Below are 17,941 nucleotides of genomic sequence, written 5' to 3' on the forward strand. Positions count from 1 at the left end.
GATTGAAAAAAGTCACTAAATAGAACTTGACCATTTACGCGCATTCACTTAAAGTGGGAAAAAGTAGGATTTTGTGTAAAATTGTGGGATAAAAGTGATATTTCAGGGAAACAGTGCGCTCACGCTGGATGCCAAGGGGAGGATGACCATTCCAACCCGGTATCGTGACGCCCTGACCGAGGCCGCAGACGGCGCCCTGACTGTCACCCGCAACTTTGACGGCGGTTTGCTTATATACCCGCGCCCGGTATGGGAAGAGAAACGCGAGGCCATCATGGCGTTTCCTATGTCGGCTCGCCACGTGCAGCGCATGTTGCTGGGTAATGCCCAGGATGTCGAAATTGACGGCTCGGGCCGCATTTTGATTGCGCCGGAATTGCGTATGGCAACCAGCATTGCGAAAGATGTGGTGCTGGTGGGCATGGGCAAGCACTTTGATTTATGGGATGCCACGATCTTTGCGCAGCAACAGGCACAGGATCTGGCCAAGGGTCTGCCTGACAGTCTTGAGCATTTTTCACTGTGATGGCAGAAGCAGGATACGAACACAAGCCGGTTTTGTATGAAGAAACCGTCAACGCACTGGTACTTGCCGATTTTTACGCCAAATCTGCCGCTGTCAGGCAGTGGGCGCCACCGGCAAAGCGCGATGGTGTGTTCGTAGATGGAACTTTTGGTCGGGGTGGGCACAGTCGCCTGCTGTTGTCCGCCCTGAGCAAAAGTGCCCGGTTGTTTGTGTTTGATAAGGACCCGCGCGCGATAGAAGCGGCAATGCAGTTAAGTCGCGAGGATGCCAGGGTCACGGTAATTCATGATGGTTTTGCCACCATGGTGCCGGCGCTGGCCGAGCAGGGTGTGACGCAGATTGATGGCGTCATGATGGATTTAGGCGTTTCATCGCCACAGATTGATGATGCAGCCAGGGGCTTTTCGTTCATGCGGAATGGGCCACTGGATATGCGGATGGATACAAGTCGCGGTCAGACGGCCGCACAGTGGCTGGCCCAGGCCAGTGTGGACAACATGAAGGAGGTCATTAAATATTATGGCGAAGAACGGTTTGCTTTCCAGATTGCAAAGGCGATTGATGCTCGCCGCCAATCCAGCCCTTTGTGCACAACGCTCGAACTTGCCGAGCTCGTCGCAAACGTCGTCCGTACGCGGGAAAAAGGCCAACATCCGGCCACACGCACCTTTCAAGCTATACGGATTCACATCAATGAAGAACTCAAGGAATTGGCGGACACCCTCGCGTCAATTCTGAAGGTACTGGCTCCACAAGGAAGAATGGCGGTGATCAGTTTTCATTCTCTTGAAGACCGCATGGTCAAGCAGTGTTTTGCCGCAGCTTCGTCGCTGCCGCCCGAGCTTGCCCGTATGCCTTTGCGTGAGAGTGAAATGCCCGAGCCGGTTCTGAAGAATCTTGGCAGGGTATTGGCCGAAGAGGGTGAGGTTCGCGATAATCCGCGTTCGCGCTCTGCCGTGCTGCGTGTTGCCGAACGCACCGATGCAGCCTGGAATCAGGCACATGAGAATGCGATCCGCGCGGCGCTGCCCGGCGTGGATACACAGAAAAGGAGAGGATCGTGGCCCGCCTCGCACTGATATTTCTGATCGGTTTTTTCATGTACAGTGCCATTTCTCTGGTGTCCAGCCGCTATCAGCAACGTTTACTTTATATCGATATTGGTCGGGCCCAGGCCGCCGAGCGCGAACTGGAAGTTGACTGGCGTCACTTGCTGCTTGAACGTGCGCAACTGACCACCAGCGCCAATATAGACCGGGTGATGTCCGATAAGCTCAGCATGCAGACCCCGCAGATTAATCAAACCGTTTTCATCAAAGAATCAGAAATGAATGCAGGCATTGCCCGAGCGGCAACGGCCACGGAAAAATCTGCTGCCACACCGGCGCCAAGGGGAGCGCAATGAAGCTGAATCTGGACTTGTTCAAATCAAAAAAAACAACACGCGGCGGTTACCAGCCAGGTAAGCGCCCGTCCCAACATCACTACTACAGCAGCAGTCCGGTGCTGCATGTGCAGATACCCAAGTGGCGTGCGCGTTTGCTGTTTGTCGTGATCAGCCTGGGGTTCACCACCGTCATTGCAAAATCGCTTTACCTGCAGACGATGAACAATGATTTTCTGCAGGCCGAAGGCGGCAAACGCTATGAACGCACCCTGGTGCTGCCGGCCAATCGCGGACGTGTGCTGGATCGCAATGGCGAATTTCTTGCGACCAGTATTCCGGCAAAAGCGGTCTGGGCTTCGCCTGAAGAGACCCGCAGCGCCACGCCTGAACAGCTGGCACGCCTGGCGCAGCTGCTGGATATGTCACTCAAAGATCTGACGACGCGCCTGAGCAGTTCGGATAAAACCTTTGTCTACCTGCGCCGTCAGGTGGCCATGGAGCCGGCGACCGAGATCCAGAAAATGAAAATTCCCGGGATTGGACTGCTGTCCGAAACCCGCCGCTCTTACCCGCAAGGTTCACTGATGGCGCACATCGTGGGCTTTACCAATATCGAAGATCGCGGTATTGAGGGCGTAGAGATGGAATTTAACAAGCAGTTGTCGGGCCAGCCCGGACTGCGCAAAGTGCTGCGCGATCGCCTGGGCCGCATCATTGGCGACATGCAGGAAGTAGAGCCGGCGCGCGACGGGCAGAATCTGGAGTTGACAGTCGACAGCCGCGTGCAGTTCCTGGTTTCCAAGGCCCTGCAAAAGGCCATCGCGGATCATGAAGCATCTTCTGGTGCGGCAGTGGTCGTCGATGCACAGAACGGTGAAATCCTTTCAATGGTCAGCCTGCCTACATACAATCCCAATATCCAGCAGGAGCGGCGGGGTGCAGCGCTGCGCAACCGGGCCATTACCGATACGTTCGAGCCTGGCTCTATTGTGAAGCCGCTTGTGGCCGCGCTGGCGCTTGATGCGGGCGCTGTGACCACAAAAACCAAATTCAATACCGGACGCGGCACCTACCGTTACCAGGGTGCAACCATTACCGACGTGAGTACGCGCAACGGCGTACTGGACGTGGCCGGCATCATCCGCCGTTCAAGCAATATCGGGATGACCATGATCTCCGAGCGTCTGCGTTCGGAACAAATGTGGACAGTATTCAATGCGCTGGGCTTTGGGCAGGCGCCCAATATGGGCTTTCCCGGCGCCGCTTCCGGACGCGTGCGTCCCTGGGAGCGCTGGCGGCCTATCGAGCGGGCGACCATGGCCTATGGCTACGGCCTGTCGGTCTCGTTGCTGCAAATGGCGCATGCCTACACAGCGCTGGCCCGTAACGGCGACATGATTTCGCTGTCCCTGGTGAAAAACCGGGCCAACCCGACCAGCATCCAGATTTATAAACCGGAAACTGCGCGCGCCGTGCGTCAGATGCTGGAGGATGCGGCCGGCTCTGAAGGTACCAAAATTCAGGGCAAGGTCATGGGATACCGGATTGGTGGCAAGAGCGGCACTGCGCGTAAAATTATTGATGGTCGTTATAGCCGTAAAGACTATAGGGGCTCATTCGTGGCCATGGCGCCCATTTCCAAGCCGCGGATTATCGTGGCCGTCACGCTTGATCAGCCGCGCAAGGGCGGTTACTACGGCAGCGTGATTGCCGGGCCGGTGGCGGCTTCCATTATTGAAGATACGCTGAAGTATCTGGCCGTCCCACCCGATGCGCCGATCGAACCAGCTCCTCTTGAGGCGCGTAATACCGTACCCAAGAGGAGCCAGGGATGAATAGCCGACAGATAGCACAATGGCTTGCAGGCCATGTCACGGATAAAGCGGATTTAAGGCTAGACTCCAGAGACATCCAGAAAGGGGATGTCTTTGTTGCTTGTACAGGTAGCGTCGTTAACGGCCTTGCATATATTCCCGATGCCATAAAAAAAGGTGCTGCGGCAGTGATCGCCGATGTTGCGAACACGGAGCAGGGCCAGGCATTGCTGGATGCCGGACATGCGGTGCCGGTATTGCCGGTGGTGGGCCTGCGAGCCTTTTTGGGCGAGATCGCCGATAGCTGGTATGGCCATCCTTCGGCAGCGGTCTCGGTCATTGCTGTTACCGGCACCAACGGAAAAACCTCTTGCGTCACCTGGATTGCCGAAGCGCTCAATGCCGTGGGCAAGTCCTGCGCGACCATCGGCACTCTGGGAACGGTGATGCCAGACGGAGCCAACCTGGGCGGCAATCTGACCACACCCGACGTGCTCACGCTACATCGGCAAATTGCCCAAATGCGCGACGCCGGCGTTGAGTATGTGGCCATGGAAGCGTCTTCCATCGGCATCGAGCAGGGTCGCATGGACGGACTGCAGGTCAAGGTAGCTGCATTTACCAATCTGACGCTGGATCATCTGGATTATCATCAGAGCATGGCGCGCTATGAGGCCGCCAAGGCGGCTTTGTTTGTCTGGCCGGGGCTCAGTCATGCCATTGTGAATATGGACGATGAGGCCGGCGAACGAATTTTTGCGAAAACCACGGCGCATGCCAGGGCGGGCTATTCACTGAAGGCCGCGCCGCAGGCAACATTCACGGCAGTCGAACATGAGTTTCGCGATTATGGCCTGGTGTTTACGCTGCGCACGCCAGGTGGCGATGCGCAGGTGACCACGCGTCTGCTGGGTGAGCATTCCATTGCCAATATTCTGCTTGTCGTTGCCGTGCTGGATGCCTTGGGCATTCATTTGCGCCAAAGCGCCGGGCTGGTATCGTTGCTTACCCCGGTGCCCGGACGGTTGCAGACCGTTACGCCGGCAAGTGCCGACGCGGGGCACAAACGCCCGTTGGTGGTGGTCGATTACTCGCATACCCCCGATTCGCTGGAACGCGCATTACAGGCCTTGCAGCCGGTTGCCACGGCCCGTGGCGGCCAGTTGCTATGCGTTTTCGGTTGCGGGGGCGATCGGGATAAGTCCAAGCGCCCGATCATGGGGCAGATCGCCGCGAGTCTGGCTGATCAGGTGCTGGTGACCAGCGATAATCCGCGCACCGAAGCGCCCGGCGATATTCTGAACGATATTCTCAGGGGTATGCCGCAAGGCGCACGAGCTGAACCCGATCGCGGCTGCGCGATTATCGAAATGATCCTGAAGGCATCTGCTGCCGACGTGGTGCTGGTTGCCGGCAAGGGACACGAGACTTACCAGGAAATCAACCACGAGCGCCAGCCTTTTGACGATCTGGAGTGGTCGCGACTGGGGCTGCTGCTACGCGATCGGCCCGAGATTTCAACCGATTCCCGGCATGTTCCGGAGAACGGCTTGTTTATCGCCATTCGCGGCGAGCTGCATGATGGCCACGAATTTATTGGCGCTGCCGGGCAGGCTGGCGCTGTCGCAGCACTAGTCAGTCGCCGCGATCCGGCCGTGGATCTGCCGCAAATTCTGGTTGCCGATACCACGCTTGCCTTGATGAGTATGGGCCATGCCTGGCGTCGCCAATATTGTCTGCCGCTGATTGCCGTGGCCGGCAGCAATGGTAAAACCACGACCAAAGAGATGATCTCCTGCGTGCTGGCCGCTGGCGTGGGCACTGAACGTCGCTTTGCGACCGAAGGCAATTTGAATAACCAGTGGGGCGTGCCGCGCAGCCTGCTTAAATTAACCTCGGAGCATCAGATGGCTGTGCTGGAACTGGGCATGAACCATCCGGGTGAAATTGAGCAACTGGCCGTGTTATGTGAACCCAGTATCGCAGTCGTGACCAATGCGCAGCGCGAGCACCAGGAATTCATGCACACGGTCCAGGCCGTAGCCATTGAGAACGGACAGGTGTTTTTGTCCCTGCCTGCCGACGGGACCGCTGTTTTTCCCGTCGATGAGCCTTACGCTGATTTGTGGCGGGAGCTGGCCGGCAAGCGTCGAGTGCTGACCTTCGGGCAGACGGCCGATGCCGATTTTTACGCCGAATCTGTTGTTCCCGATCCGCTTGGTATTTCGTTTGTCATGAAAACCCCGGCAGGGCAGATCGATGTGCGTCTGGCCATCGCGGGCACCCACAATGTGCGCAACAGTCTGGCGGCAGCCGCTTGCGCCTATGCTGCGGGCATTAGTCTGGCAGATATCCGTGAGGGACTGCAGGCATTTGCCCCGGTCAAGGGACGAATGCGCAGCCATACCCTGTCCGGCGGCCTCACGCTGGTCGATGACTCGTATAATGCGAATCCGGACTCCGTAATTGCGGCGATCGATGTTCTGGCCGCGCTGCCTGCGCCAACCGTGCTGGTTCTGGGCGATATGGCCGAAGTGGGCGAGAACGGGCCGCAAATGCATGAGGAAGTAGGGCAATACGCCCGTAATAAAGGCATTTCATATGTGTTTACATATGGAAATGCCAGTGCGCTGGCTGCGCAGGCGTGTGGCCAGACGGCAGAACATATGACAGATATACATGAAATCGCAGAAAGGGTCGTTGCAAGACAGCCCGCAAGCATATTAGTAAAGGGCTCTAGATCAATGCGGATGGAACGGGTAGTACAGGATTTGCTGTCCTGGTCAGAAAAAAAAGAGGCCGGTCATGCTCTATGAACTGACCCAGTGGCTCTCGCCCACATTTTCCGTCCTGAGTGTTTTTGAATACATTACGTTGCGGGCCATGTTTGCTTGCGCAACGGCGCTGTTTATCGGGCTGATGGCCGGGCCGCATGTGATTCGCAAGCTGACCGAGCTCAAAATCGGCCAGGCCGTTCGCAGCTACGGCCCCGAGACCCATCTGGTCAAAAACGGTACGCCGACCATGGGCGGCGCGTTGATTCTGATTGCTATCGGGATTACGACACTGTTATGGGCAGACCTGAGTAACCGTTTCGTCTGGGTTGTACTGCTGGTAACCTTCGGCTTTGGCGCCATCGGCTGGGTCGATGACTATCGCAAGGTGGTCCATCGTAATCCGGAAGGCATGTCCTCGCGCGAAAAATTCATGTGGCAGGCCATTATTGGCCTGATCGCCTCTGTGTACCTGACGTTTGCCGTCTCGGCGCCAGCCAATGCCGATATTTTCCGCCTCATGTGGGCCTGGGTGAGCAGCGGCTTTACCATGCCGCTGCCTTCCCGTGCCGACCTGATCGTGCCGTTTTTCAAAAGCGTGAGTTATCCGCTGGGTGTTTTCGGCTTTGTGATTCTGACCTGGATGGTGATTGTAGGGGCCAGTAACGCCGTGAACCTGACCGATGGGCTCGACGGCCTGGCCATTATGCCAACCGTCATGGTCGGTAGCGCACTGGGGATTTTTGCCTACGTGGTCGGTCGCGTGGACTATTCCAAATATTTGCTGTTTCCGTATATTCCAGGTGCGTCCGAAGTGCTGGTGCTGTGCGCCGCGCTGGGCGGTGCCGGCCTGGCCTTTCTATGGTTCAACGCCTATCCGGCCCAGGTATTCATGGGCGACGTGGGCGCGTTGGCGCTGGGCGGCATGCTGGGCACGATCGCCGTGATCGTGCGTCAGGAAATCGTGCTTTTCATCATGGGTGGCGTATTTGTAGCTGAAACGCTGTCGGTCATGATCCAGGTGTTCTGGTTCAAATACACAAAGAAAAAGACCGGCACCGGCAGGCGAATATTGCGCATGGCGCCGCTGCATCATCATTTTGAAGTGGGTGGCTGGAAAGAAACCCAGGTTGTGGTGCGTTTCTGGATTATTACGATGATGCTGGTTCTGCTGGGACTGGCGACACTTAAACTGCGATGAGTACCGATACAGACGGCGTGGCCGTTTTTCCTTCTCGTGTCCTGATTCTTGGCCTGGGTGAAACCGGGCTGGCTTCGGCATTGTGGTGCCTGCGCCAGAGTGCGGCACTGCATATTGTCGATACGCGGGACTGCCCGCCAGGGCTTGCCACGCTACAGGAGCAGGGCCAGGGCGAGATCACACAATTTCTGGGCGCTCAGGCATTTACCGATGCCGCGCTCGAAGGCGTGCAGCAGATCGTCCTGAGTCCTGGACTCGCACCCTCGGAACCGGCACTGGCAGCCTTTCTGGAAAAGTCGCAGCAACGGCAGATCCCGGTCATCGGCGAAATCGAACTGTTTGCCCTGGCCCTGGGCGATCTTGCAACAACACAAGGCTATAAGCCGAAAGTACTGGCCATTACAGGAACCAACGGCAAAACCACGGTTACCTCGCTGACGCAAGCCATGCTGGAAACGGCGGGCAAAACAGCCATTGCAGCGGGCAATATCAGCCCTTCGGCGCTGACCGCGCTCATGCAGGCGCTGGACGCGCAGTCGCTGCCGCAGGTTTGGGTGCTGGAACTGTCCAGTTTCCAGATGCAGACGACGCAGTCACTGGCACCGGATGCCGCCACCGTGCTGAACTTGACGCAGGACCACCTGGATTGGCACCGCGATATGCAGGAATATGCCGCTGCCAAGGCGCGCCTGCTGGCGATCAGCAAAGTTGCCATTGTCAATCGCAACGACGCCGCCGTCGTGGCCATGATCGACGATATCAATGATGTGCAGGTGCGCAGCTTCGGTGTGGATGCCCCCGTATTGGTGGGCGATACCGGTATGGAAGGCGCGCACGGCGTGACCTGGATTACCGCCAGTGAAAAGGATGATTTCGAATTGCCTGAAGCGCCGGGCGCCCGGCGCAAGAAAAATGCCGAAAAACCCCGGCGCAAACCGGGCCTGATCAAGCGCCTGATGCCGGCCGACGCCATGCAGATTCGCGGACAGCACAATATGCTCAATGCCCAGGCCGCGATGCTTCTGTGCCGCGAGCTGGGGGTAGGCTGGGGCCCAATGCTCAACACGCTGCGGGATTTTGCTGCCGGTCTGTATCGGACGCAATTTGAACGCAGTATCCGTGGCGTTGATTTTTTCAACGACAGCAAGGGCACCAATGTGGGTGCAACCGTGGCAGCCCTCGAAGGTATGGGACGCGATATTGTGCTGATTGCCGGTGGTGTGGGCAAAGGCCAGGATTTTTCTCCGCTGGCTGCGCCTGTGCGCCGCTGCGCCCGCGCGGTCATTCTGATCGGTGAGGCGACGGCGGTGATTGAACAGGCGCTGGCGCAGACCGGCGTAGCATGTCATCGCGCCGATTCCATGGATGCGGCGGTCAGACAGGCCCTGGAACTCGCTCAAGAGGGGGACGCAGTATTAATGTCTCCGGCATGTTCCAGCTTCGACATGTTTAAAAGCTATGCGCATCGCGGCCAGGTCTTTTCTGCTGCCGTGCATGAGCTGGCGCTCGATAACGGAGAAGTGGCATGAGTCTGCTGGGCGACCTGAGAGCAAGCGTCAATGCGGTCAAGCCTGGCCGCACCAGAATGCGCAATTACGACCTGCTGCTGGTTGCCGCGGTTGCCGCTCTCCTGATGTTCGGCTTGCTGATGGTGTTTTCTGCCTCGATCGCCCTGGTGGACGGACCCAAGTATTCCAATTCCACCCGTTATTATTTTTTCGTACGCCATGCCGTTTTCATTGCCATCGGCCTGGTGGGTTTCGCGATTACGATTTCCCTGCCCATGCACATCTGGGAGAAATTTACCCTCCCGCTGTTTTTTGTATCGCTGTTCATGCTGGTGCTGGTACTTATCCCGCACATCGGTAATGAGGTCAATGGCGCGTATCGCTGGATTCCCCTGGGGCCGTTGAATTTTCAGCCGTCCGAGCTGACCAAGCTGGCCATGCTGCTGTTTGCCGCCGACTATACCGTGCGCAAGCAAAAGTACATGCATGATTTCTGGCGCGGCTTTGCGCCGATGATGGTGGCTCTGGGCGTGGTCGGCATATTGCTGTTGCTTGAGCCCGATCTGGGCGCCTTTATGGTCAGCGTCTCGATCGCGGTGGGGATACTCTTTCTGGGCGGCATCAGTGCGGTGTTGTTCCTGCTGCTGGTTGTGGTGCTGCTGGGCTGCTTTGCCTTGTTGATCCTGATGGCGCCTTGGCGCGTGAAGCGTATTTTTGCCTATCTGGACCCGTTCGATCCTGAAACGGTGCAGTCTACCGGCTATCAGTTGGCTCATTCGCTGATTGCCATCGGGCGTGGCGAGTGGTTCGGTGTCGGACTGGGGTCCAGCGTCGAAAAGCTGCACTACCTGCCCGAAGCGCATACCGATTTCATTATGGCTGTAGTGGGTGAAGAACTGGGATTTGTAGGCATCATTGCCGTGGTGATACTGTTTCTGATTATTGTGCATCGTGGCTTTGAAATCGGCCGTCAGGCCATCGCCATGGATCGCGAATTCAGCGGCCTGGTGGCGCAGGGCGTGTCCATCTGGATGGGCGTGCAGGCACTGGTCAATCTTGGCGTGTGCCTGGGACTGCTGCCGACCAAGGGCCTGACATTGCCCCTAGTCAGTTATGGCGGCTCGTCCATTGTGATGAATCTGGTGGCCATCGCCATTCTGATGCGCGTGGACTATGAAAGTCGCTTGATGATGCGGGGAGAGCGCCCCGACCGAAGGCCCTTGCGAGAATATCGATGAATAGCGTTCGTTCCGATTCACGTACGTTGCTGGTGATGGCCGGCGGAACCGGCGGGCATATCATGCCCGGTCTGGCCGTGGCCGCACAAATGCGTGCGCGGGGCTGGCAGGTCGTTTGGCTGGGTAATCCGGACAAAATGGAAGGTCGGCTGGTGCCGGCCGCGGCGATTCCTCTGCTGCCATTGCGTTTTGCCGGTTTACGCGGCAAGGGGCCGGTGGCGCTGCTCAAATTGCCATTCATGCTGGGCAAGGCATGTCTGCAGGCGCGACGCGCCCTCAGGCAGTGCCGGCCTGCGGTTGTGCTGGGTATGGGCGGCTATGTTGCCGTGCCTGGCGGCCTGATGGCAAGACTGGCCAATATTCCGCTGGTAATTCATGAGCAGAATGCCGTTGCCGGTACAGCGAACCGGTGGCTTGCTAAAATGGCGGCTTTCGTATTGACGGGTTTTCCAGATGTGCTGCCTGGCGGGCAGATGGTGGGCAATCCTGTGCGCAATGAATTGGCCAATACGCCGGAACCGGGTGTGCGCTATGGCGCGCGCGACGGTGCCTTGCGTATTCTGGTGGTGGGCGGCAGTTTGGGTGCGCAAGCCCTGAACACCGTGGTGCCTGCCGCCATGGCGTTGATTGCACCGGGGCAGCGCCCACAAATTATGCATCAGGCCGGCGAGCAGCATATTGCCAGCCTGCAGGACACCTATAAGCAGGCGAATGTCAGCGCAGAATGCCTGCCTTTCATCGATGATATGGTTACGGCCATGATGTCGGCCGACCTGATTATCTGCCGTGCCGGCGCCATGACGGTGGCCGAAGTGGCTGCGGTCGGGGTGGCCGCATTGTTTGTGCCGTTGCCGCATGCCATCGATGACCATCAGACGGCAAATGCGGCATGGCTGACCAGCCGCAACGCGGCCTGGGCACAACCCCAGCGCGAATTTACCGCTGCCTGGCTGGCCCAATGGATACAAAGTCGTACTCGTGATCAATTGATGCAGACTGCAGTGGCTGCCAGAGCCTGCGCCAGAACGCAGGCCGCACAGACCATTGCAGATATTTGCGAGCGCGCGAGCGCAGGAAAAACATGAAACATCGGATTAGACACATTCACTTTGTCGGTATCGGCGGCTCCGGTATGAGCGGTATTGCCGAAGTTCTGGTGAATCTCGGATATAAAGTCAGCGGCTCGGATCTGCAGGAGTCGGCGGTGACCCGTCGTCTGGAACAATTGGGGGCGCAGATTTTCATCGGTCATCACGCTGAAAATGTCGGCGAGGCCGACGCCATTGTTACATCCACGGCCGTGGCCAACAGCAACCCTGAGGTCCTGACGGCCAGGGCCAAGCGAATTCCCGTGGTGCCGCGTGCCATCATGCTAGCAGAGCTGATGCGCCTTAAACGCGGCATTGCCATTGCCGGCACGCACGGCAAAACCACGACCACCAGCCTGGTGGCCAGTGTGCTGGCCGCAGCTGGCCTGGATCCTACCTTTGTGATCGGTGGACGCCTGAATTCGGCCGGCGCCAATGCGCGGCTGGGTCAGGGTGAATATATTGTGGTCGAGGCTGACGAATCCGATGCCTCGTTCCTGAATCTGTTGCCTGTCATGTCCATCATTACCAATATCGATGCGGACCATATGGACACGTATGGTCACGACATGACGCGCTTGAAAAGCGCGTTCGTTGAATTTACCCAGCGCATGCCGTTTTATGGCAGTGCCATCGTATGCGTTGACGACAGCAACGTTCGCAACATTATTCCGTTTATCTCACGCCCGCTGGTGACCTATGGGTTTGGTGAAGAAGCGATGTACCGGGCGGTCAATGTGCAGGCTCGGCAAACGCGCATGGCGTTTACCGTTGAACGGCGGATTACCCCGGCCAAGCGCCTGCCGGATCTGGATATCGTACTTAATCTGCCCGGCCGTCACAATGTGCTGAACTCGCTTGCCGCCATTGCCGTGGCCACCGAGCTGGAGCTGGCCGACGAGGATATCGTGAGCGCCCTGGCTGGTTTCAATGGTGTCGGTCGCCGCTTTTCCTATGCCGGTGACTTTGCCGTCCCGCAGGATCATGGTGGCGGCACCTACACGCTGATTGATGACTACGCGCACCATCCTATCGAAATGGCCGCCACGGTTGAAGCAGCGCGCGGTGCCTGGCCCGAACGCCGGCTGGTCCTGGCTTTCCAGCCTCATCGATATACACGCACCCGGGATTGCTTCGAAGACTTTGTCAATGTGCTCAGTCGGGCTGATGCCGTTCTTTTAAGTGAAGTGTATGCCGCCGGCGAGCAACCCATTGTAGCCGCCGATGGCCGCGCCCTGTCGCGTGCATTGCGTGTGGCGGGCAAGGTAGAACCGGTTTTTGTCGAAGATGTGGCTGAACTGCCGCAAGCGATTATCAACTTTGTTCGCGACGGCGATGTGGTCATCGTCATGGGCGCCGGATCCATCAACAAGGTGCCGGGGCAGTTGGGAGAGCGCAATGAGCAATGAATTTGGCAAGGTAGGGGTGCTGTACGGCGGCCAGTCCGCGGAACGGCCTGTGTCGCTGGTTTCCGGCAAGGGCATATACGAAGCCTTGCTCAGCAAGGGTATTGACGCCCATCTGTTTGATACTGCCGAGCATTCCCTGGCAGAGCTTGCTGCGGCCGGCTTTGACCGGGTTTTCATTGCCCTGCACGGCCGGTATGGCGAAGACGGTTCGCTGCAGGGGGCGCTGGAACTGCTGCGCATTCCCTACACAGGAAGCGGCGTGATGGCTTCCGGGCTGGCCATGGATAAAATCATGACCAAGCGCATCTGGATCGAGCAGGGCATTCCGACGGCACCTTATTGCAAGGTGCGAACCCGCCAGGATATGGATGGCGCCAGCCAGATACTGGGCTATCCCTTTATCCTCAAGGCGCCCCATGAAGGCTCGACGCTGGGATTGAGCAAGGTGACCGGCCCGCAAGATCTGTCTGCCGCCTTTGACGAGGTGTTTCAGTTTGACAGCGAACTGCTGGCCGAAAAATTCGTCGTCGGGCGCGAGCTGACCGTTGCCATTCTGGGCAAGGGCGACACGGCGCGGGCGTTTCCGATTATCGAAATTGTGGCGCCCGATGGCAAATACGATTTTGAGCACAAATATGTCTCGGACGAGACGCAATACCATTGCCCGGCGGACCTGCCACAGGATCTGGCCGCCAGCATCCGACAAACCTGCGAGCAGGCGTTTGTCGCCGTAGGCTGCGAGGGCTGGGGCCGGGTTGACGTGATGCTGGACAATGACAATCGCTATTTTCTGCTGGAGGTCAACACCTCTCCGGGCATGACGCCGCATTCGCTGGTGCCCATGGGGGCCAAGGCCGAAGGCGTCAGTTATGCCGATTTGTGCGTGCAGATTCTGGCGCAGGCCAGTTGCAAGATCCAGCGCACCAAACCCGTGACGCAGGCAGGATTGTAAATGATTACGCCAAGCGCCCGAATTACCAACTTTGTCGCCAACCTGATCATGTTGTTGGCGGTAGTGGTATTGCTGGGCGCTGGCGGATACTGGCTGATTCACCGGCCCATGTTCAATCTGACCCGCATCGTGATCGAGCCGATGAAGGGTAACAAGCTTGAATATGTTTCGCCGGCAAGTATCCAGCAAACCATTGCGGGCAAGTTGCAGGGCAATTTCTTTACCATCAATCTGCCCGAATCGAAAAAACTGTTCGAGCAGTCGCCGTGGGTGCGTCATGCCGACATTACCCGCGTCTGGCCCGATGGCCTGCTGCTCAAAATCGAAGAGCAGGAGCCGTTTGCCTACTGGAACGAGCGGCAGATGATCAATACCTGGGGTGAAGTATTTACGGCAAACCAGGCTGAACTGCCCGAGGATGCGGATTTACCACAGTTTAACGGCCCATCCGGATCCGAAATGCTTGTGGTACAACGCTATGCCGAACTGGTGCGCTGGCTGGCGCCGCTAAATTTGGGTGTAGATGAGATTACACTTAGTGATCGCTATGCATGGCGTGTAGAATTGAACGATAATACCAAACTGGTATTGGGCAGGGATCCCGGGGCCGATGCATTAAACCCACATGGCGGGCAGGGTGCGGTATCATTCGCATCTACGATTGAACGTTTTGTTCAGGCGTGGCCTGTTTTAAAAGAAAAGGTAGCCGGCCGGCAGATCGCCCAGGTGGACTTGCGTTATACCAAAGGTTTTGCCATCACCTTCGAGCCGGCAGCGACAACACAATCGGATAGTAAAGAGAAAAAATGACTCGTGACCTAAAGGACCTCATCGTTGCTTTAGACATAGGCACCAGCAAAGTGGTGGCAGTGGTGGCTGAAGCTTTGCCTGAAGAAGGGCGCTTTGAAGTAATCGGACTTGGACAGCATGAATCCAAGGGTATGCGCAAAGGGGTAGTGGTCAATATTGAATCCACGGTCAATTCCATTCAGCGTGCCCTTGAAGAGGCTGAGCTGATGGCCGATTGCAAAATCCGTGAAGTATATACAGGCATTGCCGGCAACCATATTACCAGCTTCAACTCCAGCGGCATGGTCGCGGTCAAGGACAAGGAAGTATCGGAAGCCGATGTGGCACGCGTGATCGAGACAGCCAAGGCGGTCAACATCCCCACCGATCACCAGGTGCTGCATGTGCTGACCCAGCAATTTATCGTCGATTCGCAGGAAGACATTCGCCAGCCGGTAGGCATGAGCGGCATCCGGCTGGAAGTGCGCGTGCATATTGTGACCGGTGCGGTCAGCGCGGCGCAGAATATTGTCAAATGCGTGCGGCGCTGCGGCCTGGAAGTGCAGGACCTGATTCTGCAGCCGCTGGCCTCGTCCATGGTCTGCCTGACCAACGATGAAAAGGAACTGGGTGTCGTGCTGGTCGATATCGGCGCGGGCACCACCGACATCGCCATTTTTACCGGTGGCGCAATTCGCCATACGACCGTGTTGCCGGTATCGGGAGATCAGGTGACCAGCGATATCGCGGCCATGCTGCGCACGCCGACGCCCGACGCCGAAGAGATCAAATTGCGTTATGGGATTGCCAAGCAGGTGCTGGCCAATCCCGATGAGCTTATCGAAGTGCCAGGCCTGGGCGATCGTGATGTTCGTCGCGTCAAGCGGCAGACTCTGGGTGCCGTCATTGAACCGCGTATCGAAGAGTTGTTCATGATGGTGCAGCAGGTTGTACGGGACTCCGGCTATGAAGACCTGATTGCCTCGGGCGTCGTATTGACCGGCGGCACTGCGCTTATGCCAGGCATTGTCGAACTGGCTGAAGATGTCTTTCTCAAGCCGGTGCGCGTTGCCGTTCCCGACTATCGTGGCAGTCTTGCCGACATGGTCCGCAACCCGCGGTTTTCCACAGTCATGGGGTTGTTGACCGAAGCGCGCGTGCAGCGTTTGCGTGGTGGTAAGATTAAGCAACAAAATGGAACGCTAAAAGATATTATTTCCCGCATGAAAGAGTGGTTTATGAATTAGAATATGCAAGAAGCTGAGACGTTTGTTTCAGCAGTTGCAAAAAGGGGCGTGTTTCATGTCCCTTATGGTGTTTTGTTAAGGTGTTTTGTTAATGCGAAGTGAAGCACTTGCAAATCACCGCGACAGCAGTGCAGTAAAGCAGCAGAAGGTTGTCGATGTACCGCCGGGCAGGGCGGATCAACTGCCAGACAATGGCCGGGCAGGTGGCCATGGAGACGGTTCAAGTACGATGCGAGACAGGCGCTGGCATTGTTTTTGAGACGGTTTCCGAAAAACGCAGTGGCACTTTTCGTTAATACGTTTCGGAATACAGGAGTTGGGAATATGGACTTTCAATTATTGGACGATAGCAGTAACAGCGGTACCGTAATCAAGGTGATTGGCGTGGGTGGTGCAGGTGGCAATGCCATTTCACACATGATGCGGGCCGGCCTCAAGGGCGTGGATTTCATCTGCGCAAACACAGACATGCAGGCGCTGATCGCGACCGAAGCACCGGTACAGATCCGTCTGGGCCGCAGTGGTTTGGGCGCAGGCGCCAAACCTGAACAGGGTCGTGCAGCAGCAGAAACAGCACGCGAAGAAATTCGCGCCGCGCTCAATGGCGCAAATATGGTGTTCATTACCGCCGGTATGGGTGGTGGTACAGGAACGGGAGCAGGTCCTGTTGTGGCCGAAGTGGCCAAGGAATTGGGTATCCTCACCGTTGGTGTCGTTACAAAACCATTTTCGTTCGAAGGAACCAAACGACTGCGCGCTGCCGAAGAAGGCATTGCCGATTTGTCCAAACACGTCCATTCCCTGATCGTGGTTCTGAACGAAAAGCTGTATGAACTGATGGGCGACGACGCATCCCAGGACGACTGCTTCAAGGAAGCCGACAACGTGCTGTACAACGCCTGCGCAGGTATTGCAGAAATCATTAATGTTCAGGGTAATATCAACGTCGACTTCGAAGACGTGAAAACCATCATGGGCGAACATGGCCAGGCAATGATGGGTACCGCAGTCGCCTCCGGTCCGGATCGTGCTCGCATCGCTGCAGAAAACGCGATTGCCTGCCCGCTGCTCGAAGGCGTGGACCTGAACGGTGCGCGTGGTCTGCTGGTCAACATTACCGCCAGCCGTTCACTCAAAATGAGCGAAACCCGTCTGATCAACGAAATCATCAGCAGTTACGCTGCCAAAGACGCCACTATTATCGTTGGTAGCGCTTACGATGACGACATGGCCGACGAGCTGCGCGTGACCGTTGTCGCAACGGGTCTGGGTCGTAAGCAGCCGGAACTGGTAGTCAATAACGGTTCCGATGTCGAGTTTGAAGCATTGACCGGGACGCATGGTGGCAATACCGATCTGTACGGCGGCAGCTTCCTGAATCAGCCTAGCGGTGGCCGTGCACCTGTGCCGCCTACCGTGATTCGTTCTGGTCGTGGCGGCGCTGCGCCTAACAAGGCGCAATTTGAACAGCAGGTTCGTGCAATGGAATCTTCGGGCGTCGAGCGTTTCGATATTCCGGCATTCCTGCGCAAACAAGCCGACTGATCGCCGTTTTCTTCCCAACACGGCGTCCGGGCTGCTGCCCGGTCCGGACCCGTTTGCTCCTATGAAATGGCGCCCGTTAGCAAAAACGACCCTTCGGGGTCGTTTTTTTGTCGTTGTCGCCCCGTCCCGGTTTCAGATGTCAATTGAAACAGTTGTACTGTCAATCAAGGGCTTTTAAGCGCAAATCAGAGTAAAATACTCGGAAACGACACGTGTCTGCGGACATTGCGTATTGAAAATTGGCTTTAGCAGCCCGGCGCAAGCAACAAACCGGCTGCAATGCAGTATGGGCGCCACATTTGTTACAGGCCGCCACTATCTGCGCGTCGCACTTTGCTTGCTGTACATTCAAAGGACGGCGCCACATGTGTGTCTGGTTCCGTCATCAGGCAGCTTGCTCCCATCTTATTGGTGACAGTGAACGGCCAGCCACGCCATCCGTTTACGGGTGCTCCCATGAATA

General features: G+C 57.1%; 14 protein-coding genes. All 14 read left to right on the forward strand.

Annotation, left to right across the window (positions count from 1 at the left end; genetic code table 11):
- Window positions 1-97: 97 nt before the first annotated feature.
- The 14 genes from mraZ (at window position 98) to ftsZ (ending at window position 17,478) form a co-directional block, all read left to right on the forward strand.
- Window positions 98-526, forward strand: coding sequence for a division/cell wall cluster transcriptional repressor MraZ (gene mraZ / locus EV681_RS16300; protein WP_128395134.1), 429 nt, complete (start codon window positions 98-100; stop codon window positions 524-526).
- Entirely contained in the window at window positions 526-1,605 is a 1,080-nt protein-coding gene (gene rsmH, locus EV681_RS16305; RefSeq protein ID WP_128395072.1) for a 16S rRNA (cytosine(1402)-N(4))-methyltransferase RsmH, read from the forward strand. The genes mraZ and rsmH overlap by 1 nt, the downstream gene beginning before the upstream one ends.
- Window positions 1,587-1,931 carry a cell division protein FtsL gene (gene ftsL, locus EV681_RS16310; protein ID WP_242612296.1) on the forward strand — a complete coding sequence of 115 codons (345 nt, stop codon included), beginning with the start codon at window positions 1,587-1,589 and terminating at the stop codon, window positions 1,929-1,931. Before rsmH ends, ftsL begins: the two co-directional genes overlap by 19 nt.
- Entirely contained in the window at window positions 1,928-3,748 is a 1,821-nt protein-coding gene (locus EV681_RS16315; protein WP_128395071.1) for a peptidoglycan D,D-transpeptidase FtsI family protein, read from the forward strand. The genes ftsL and EV681_RS16315 overlap by 4 nt, the downstream gene beginning before the upstream one ends.
- Window positions 3,745-6,543: a bifunctional UDP-N-acetylmuramoyl-L-alanyl-D-glutamate--2,6-diaminopimelate ligase MurE/UDP-N-acetylmuramoyl-tripeptide--D-alanyl-D-alanine ligase MurF gene (gene murF, locus EV681_RS16320; protein ID WP_130304659.1), complete on the forward strand. Its 2,799-nt coding sequence runs from the start codon at window positions 3,745-3,747 to the stop codon at window positions 6,541-6,543. The genes EV681_RS16315 and murF overlap by 4 nt, the downstream gene beginning before the upstream one ends.
- Complete coding sequence (mraY, locus tag EV681_RS16325; RefSeq protein ID WP_128395069.1) at window positions 6,533-7,702, forward strand: phospho-N-acetylmuramoyl-pentapeptide-transferase; 1,170 nt, start codon at window positions 6,533-6,535, stop codon at window positions 7,700-7,702. The genes murF and mraY overlap by 11 nt, the downstream gene beginning before the upstream one ends.
- Window positions 7,699-9,231 carry a UDP-N-acetylmuramoyl-L-alanine--D-glutamate ligase gene (gene murD / locus EV681_RS16330; protein WP_128395068.1) on the forward strand — a complete coding sequence of 511 codons (1,533 nt, stop codon included), beginning with the start codon at window positions 7,699-7,701 and terminating at the stop codon, window positions 9,229-9,231. Before mraY ends, murD begins: the two co-directional genes overlap by 4 nt.
- Window positions 9,228-10,448: a putative lipid II flippase FtsW gene (gene ftsW, locus EV681_RS16335; protein WP_128395067.1), complete on the forward strand. Its 1,221-nt coding sequence runs from the start codon at window positions 9,228-9,230 to the stop codon at window positions 10,446-10,448. Before murD ends, ftsW begins: the two co-directional genes overlap by 4 nt.
- Window positions 10,445-11,533 (forward strand): undecaprenyldiphospho-muramoylpentapeptide beta-N-acetylglucosaminyltransferase, encoded by a 1,089-nt coding sequence (gene murG / locus EV681_RS16340; RefSeq protein ID WP_130304660.1) that lies wholly within the window; start codon window positions 10,445-10,447, stop codon window positions 11,531-11,533. The genes ftsW and murG overlap by 4 nt, the downstream gene beginning before the upstream one ends.
- Window positions 11,530-12,945, forward strand: coding sequence for a UDP-N-acetylmuramate--L-alanine ligase (murC, locus tag EV681_RS16345; RefSeq protein WP_128395065.1), 1,416 nt, complete (start codon window positions 11,530-11,532; stop codon window positions 12,943-12,945). The genes murG and murC overlap by 4 nt, the downstream gene beginning before the upstream one ends.
- Window positions 12,935-13,897, forward strand: a complete 963-nt coding sequence (locus EV681_RS16350; protein WP_128395064.1) for a D-alanine--D-alanine ligase — start codon at window positions 12,935-12,937, stop codon at window positions 13,895-13,897. Before murC ends, EV681_RS16350 begins: the two co-directional genes overlap by 11 nt.
- Window positions 13,898-14,707, forward strand: a complete 810-nt coding sequence (locus EV681_RS16355; RefSeq protein ID WP_128395063.1) for a cell division protein FtsQ/DivIB — start codon at window positions 13,898-13,900, stop codon at window positions 14,705-14,707.
- The gene (ftsA, locus tag EV681_RS16360; protein ID WP_025371687.1) at window positions 14,704-15,933 is read left to right on the forward strand and encodes a cell division protein FtsA; all 1,230 of its coding nucleotides are present in this window, start codon (window positions 14,704-14,706) and stop codon (window positions 15,931-15,933) included. The genes EV681_RS16355 and ftsA overlap by 4 nt, the downstream gene beginning before the upstream one ends.
- Window positions 15,934-16,257: 324 nt before the next feature.
- Window positions 16,258-17,478, forward strand: a complete 1,221-nt coding sequence (gene ftsZ, locus EV681_RS16365) for a cell division protein FtsZ (RefSeq protein ID WP_128395062.1) — start codon at window positions 16,258-16,260, stop codon at window positions 17,476-17,478.
- Window positions 17,479-17,941 lie beyond the last annotated feature (463 nt).

Origin of the sequence: Advenella incenata, assembly GCF_004217095.1 — a bacterium.
GTDB classification, from domain to species: Bacteria; Pseudomonadota; Gammaproteobacteria; order Burkholderiales; family Burkholderiaceae_B; genus Advenella; species Advenella incenata.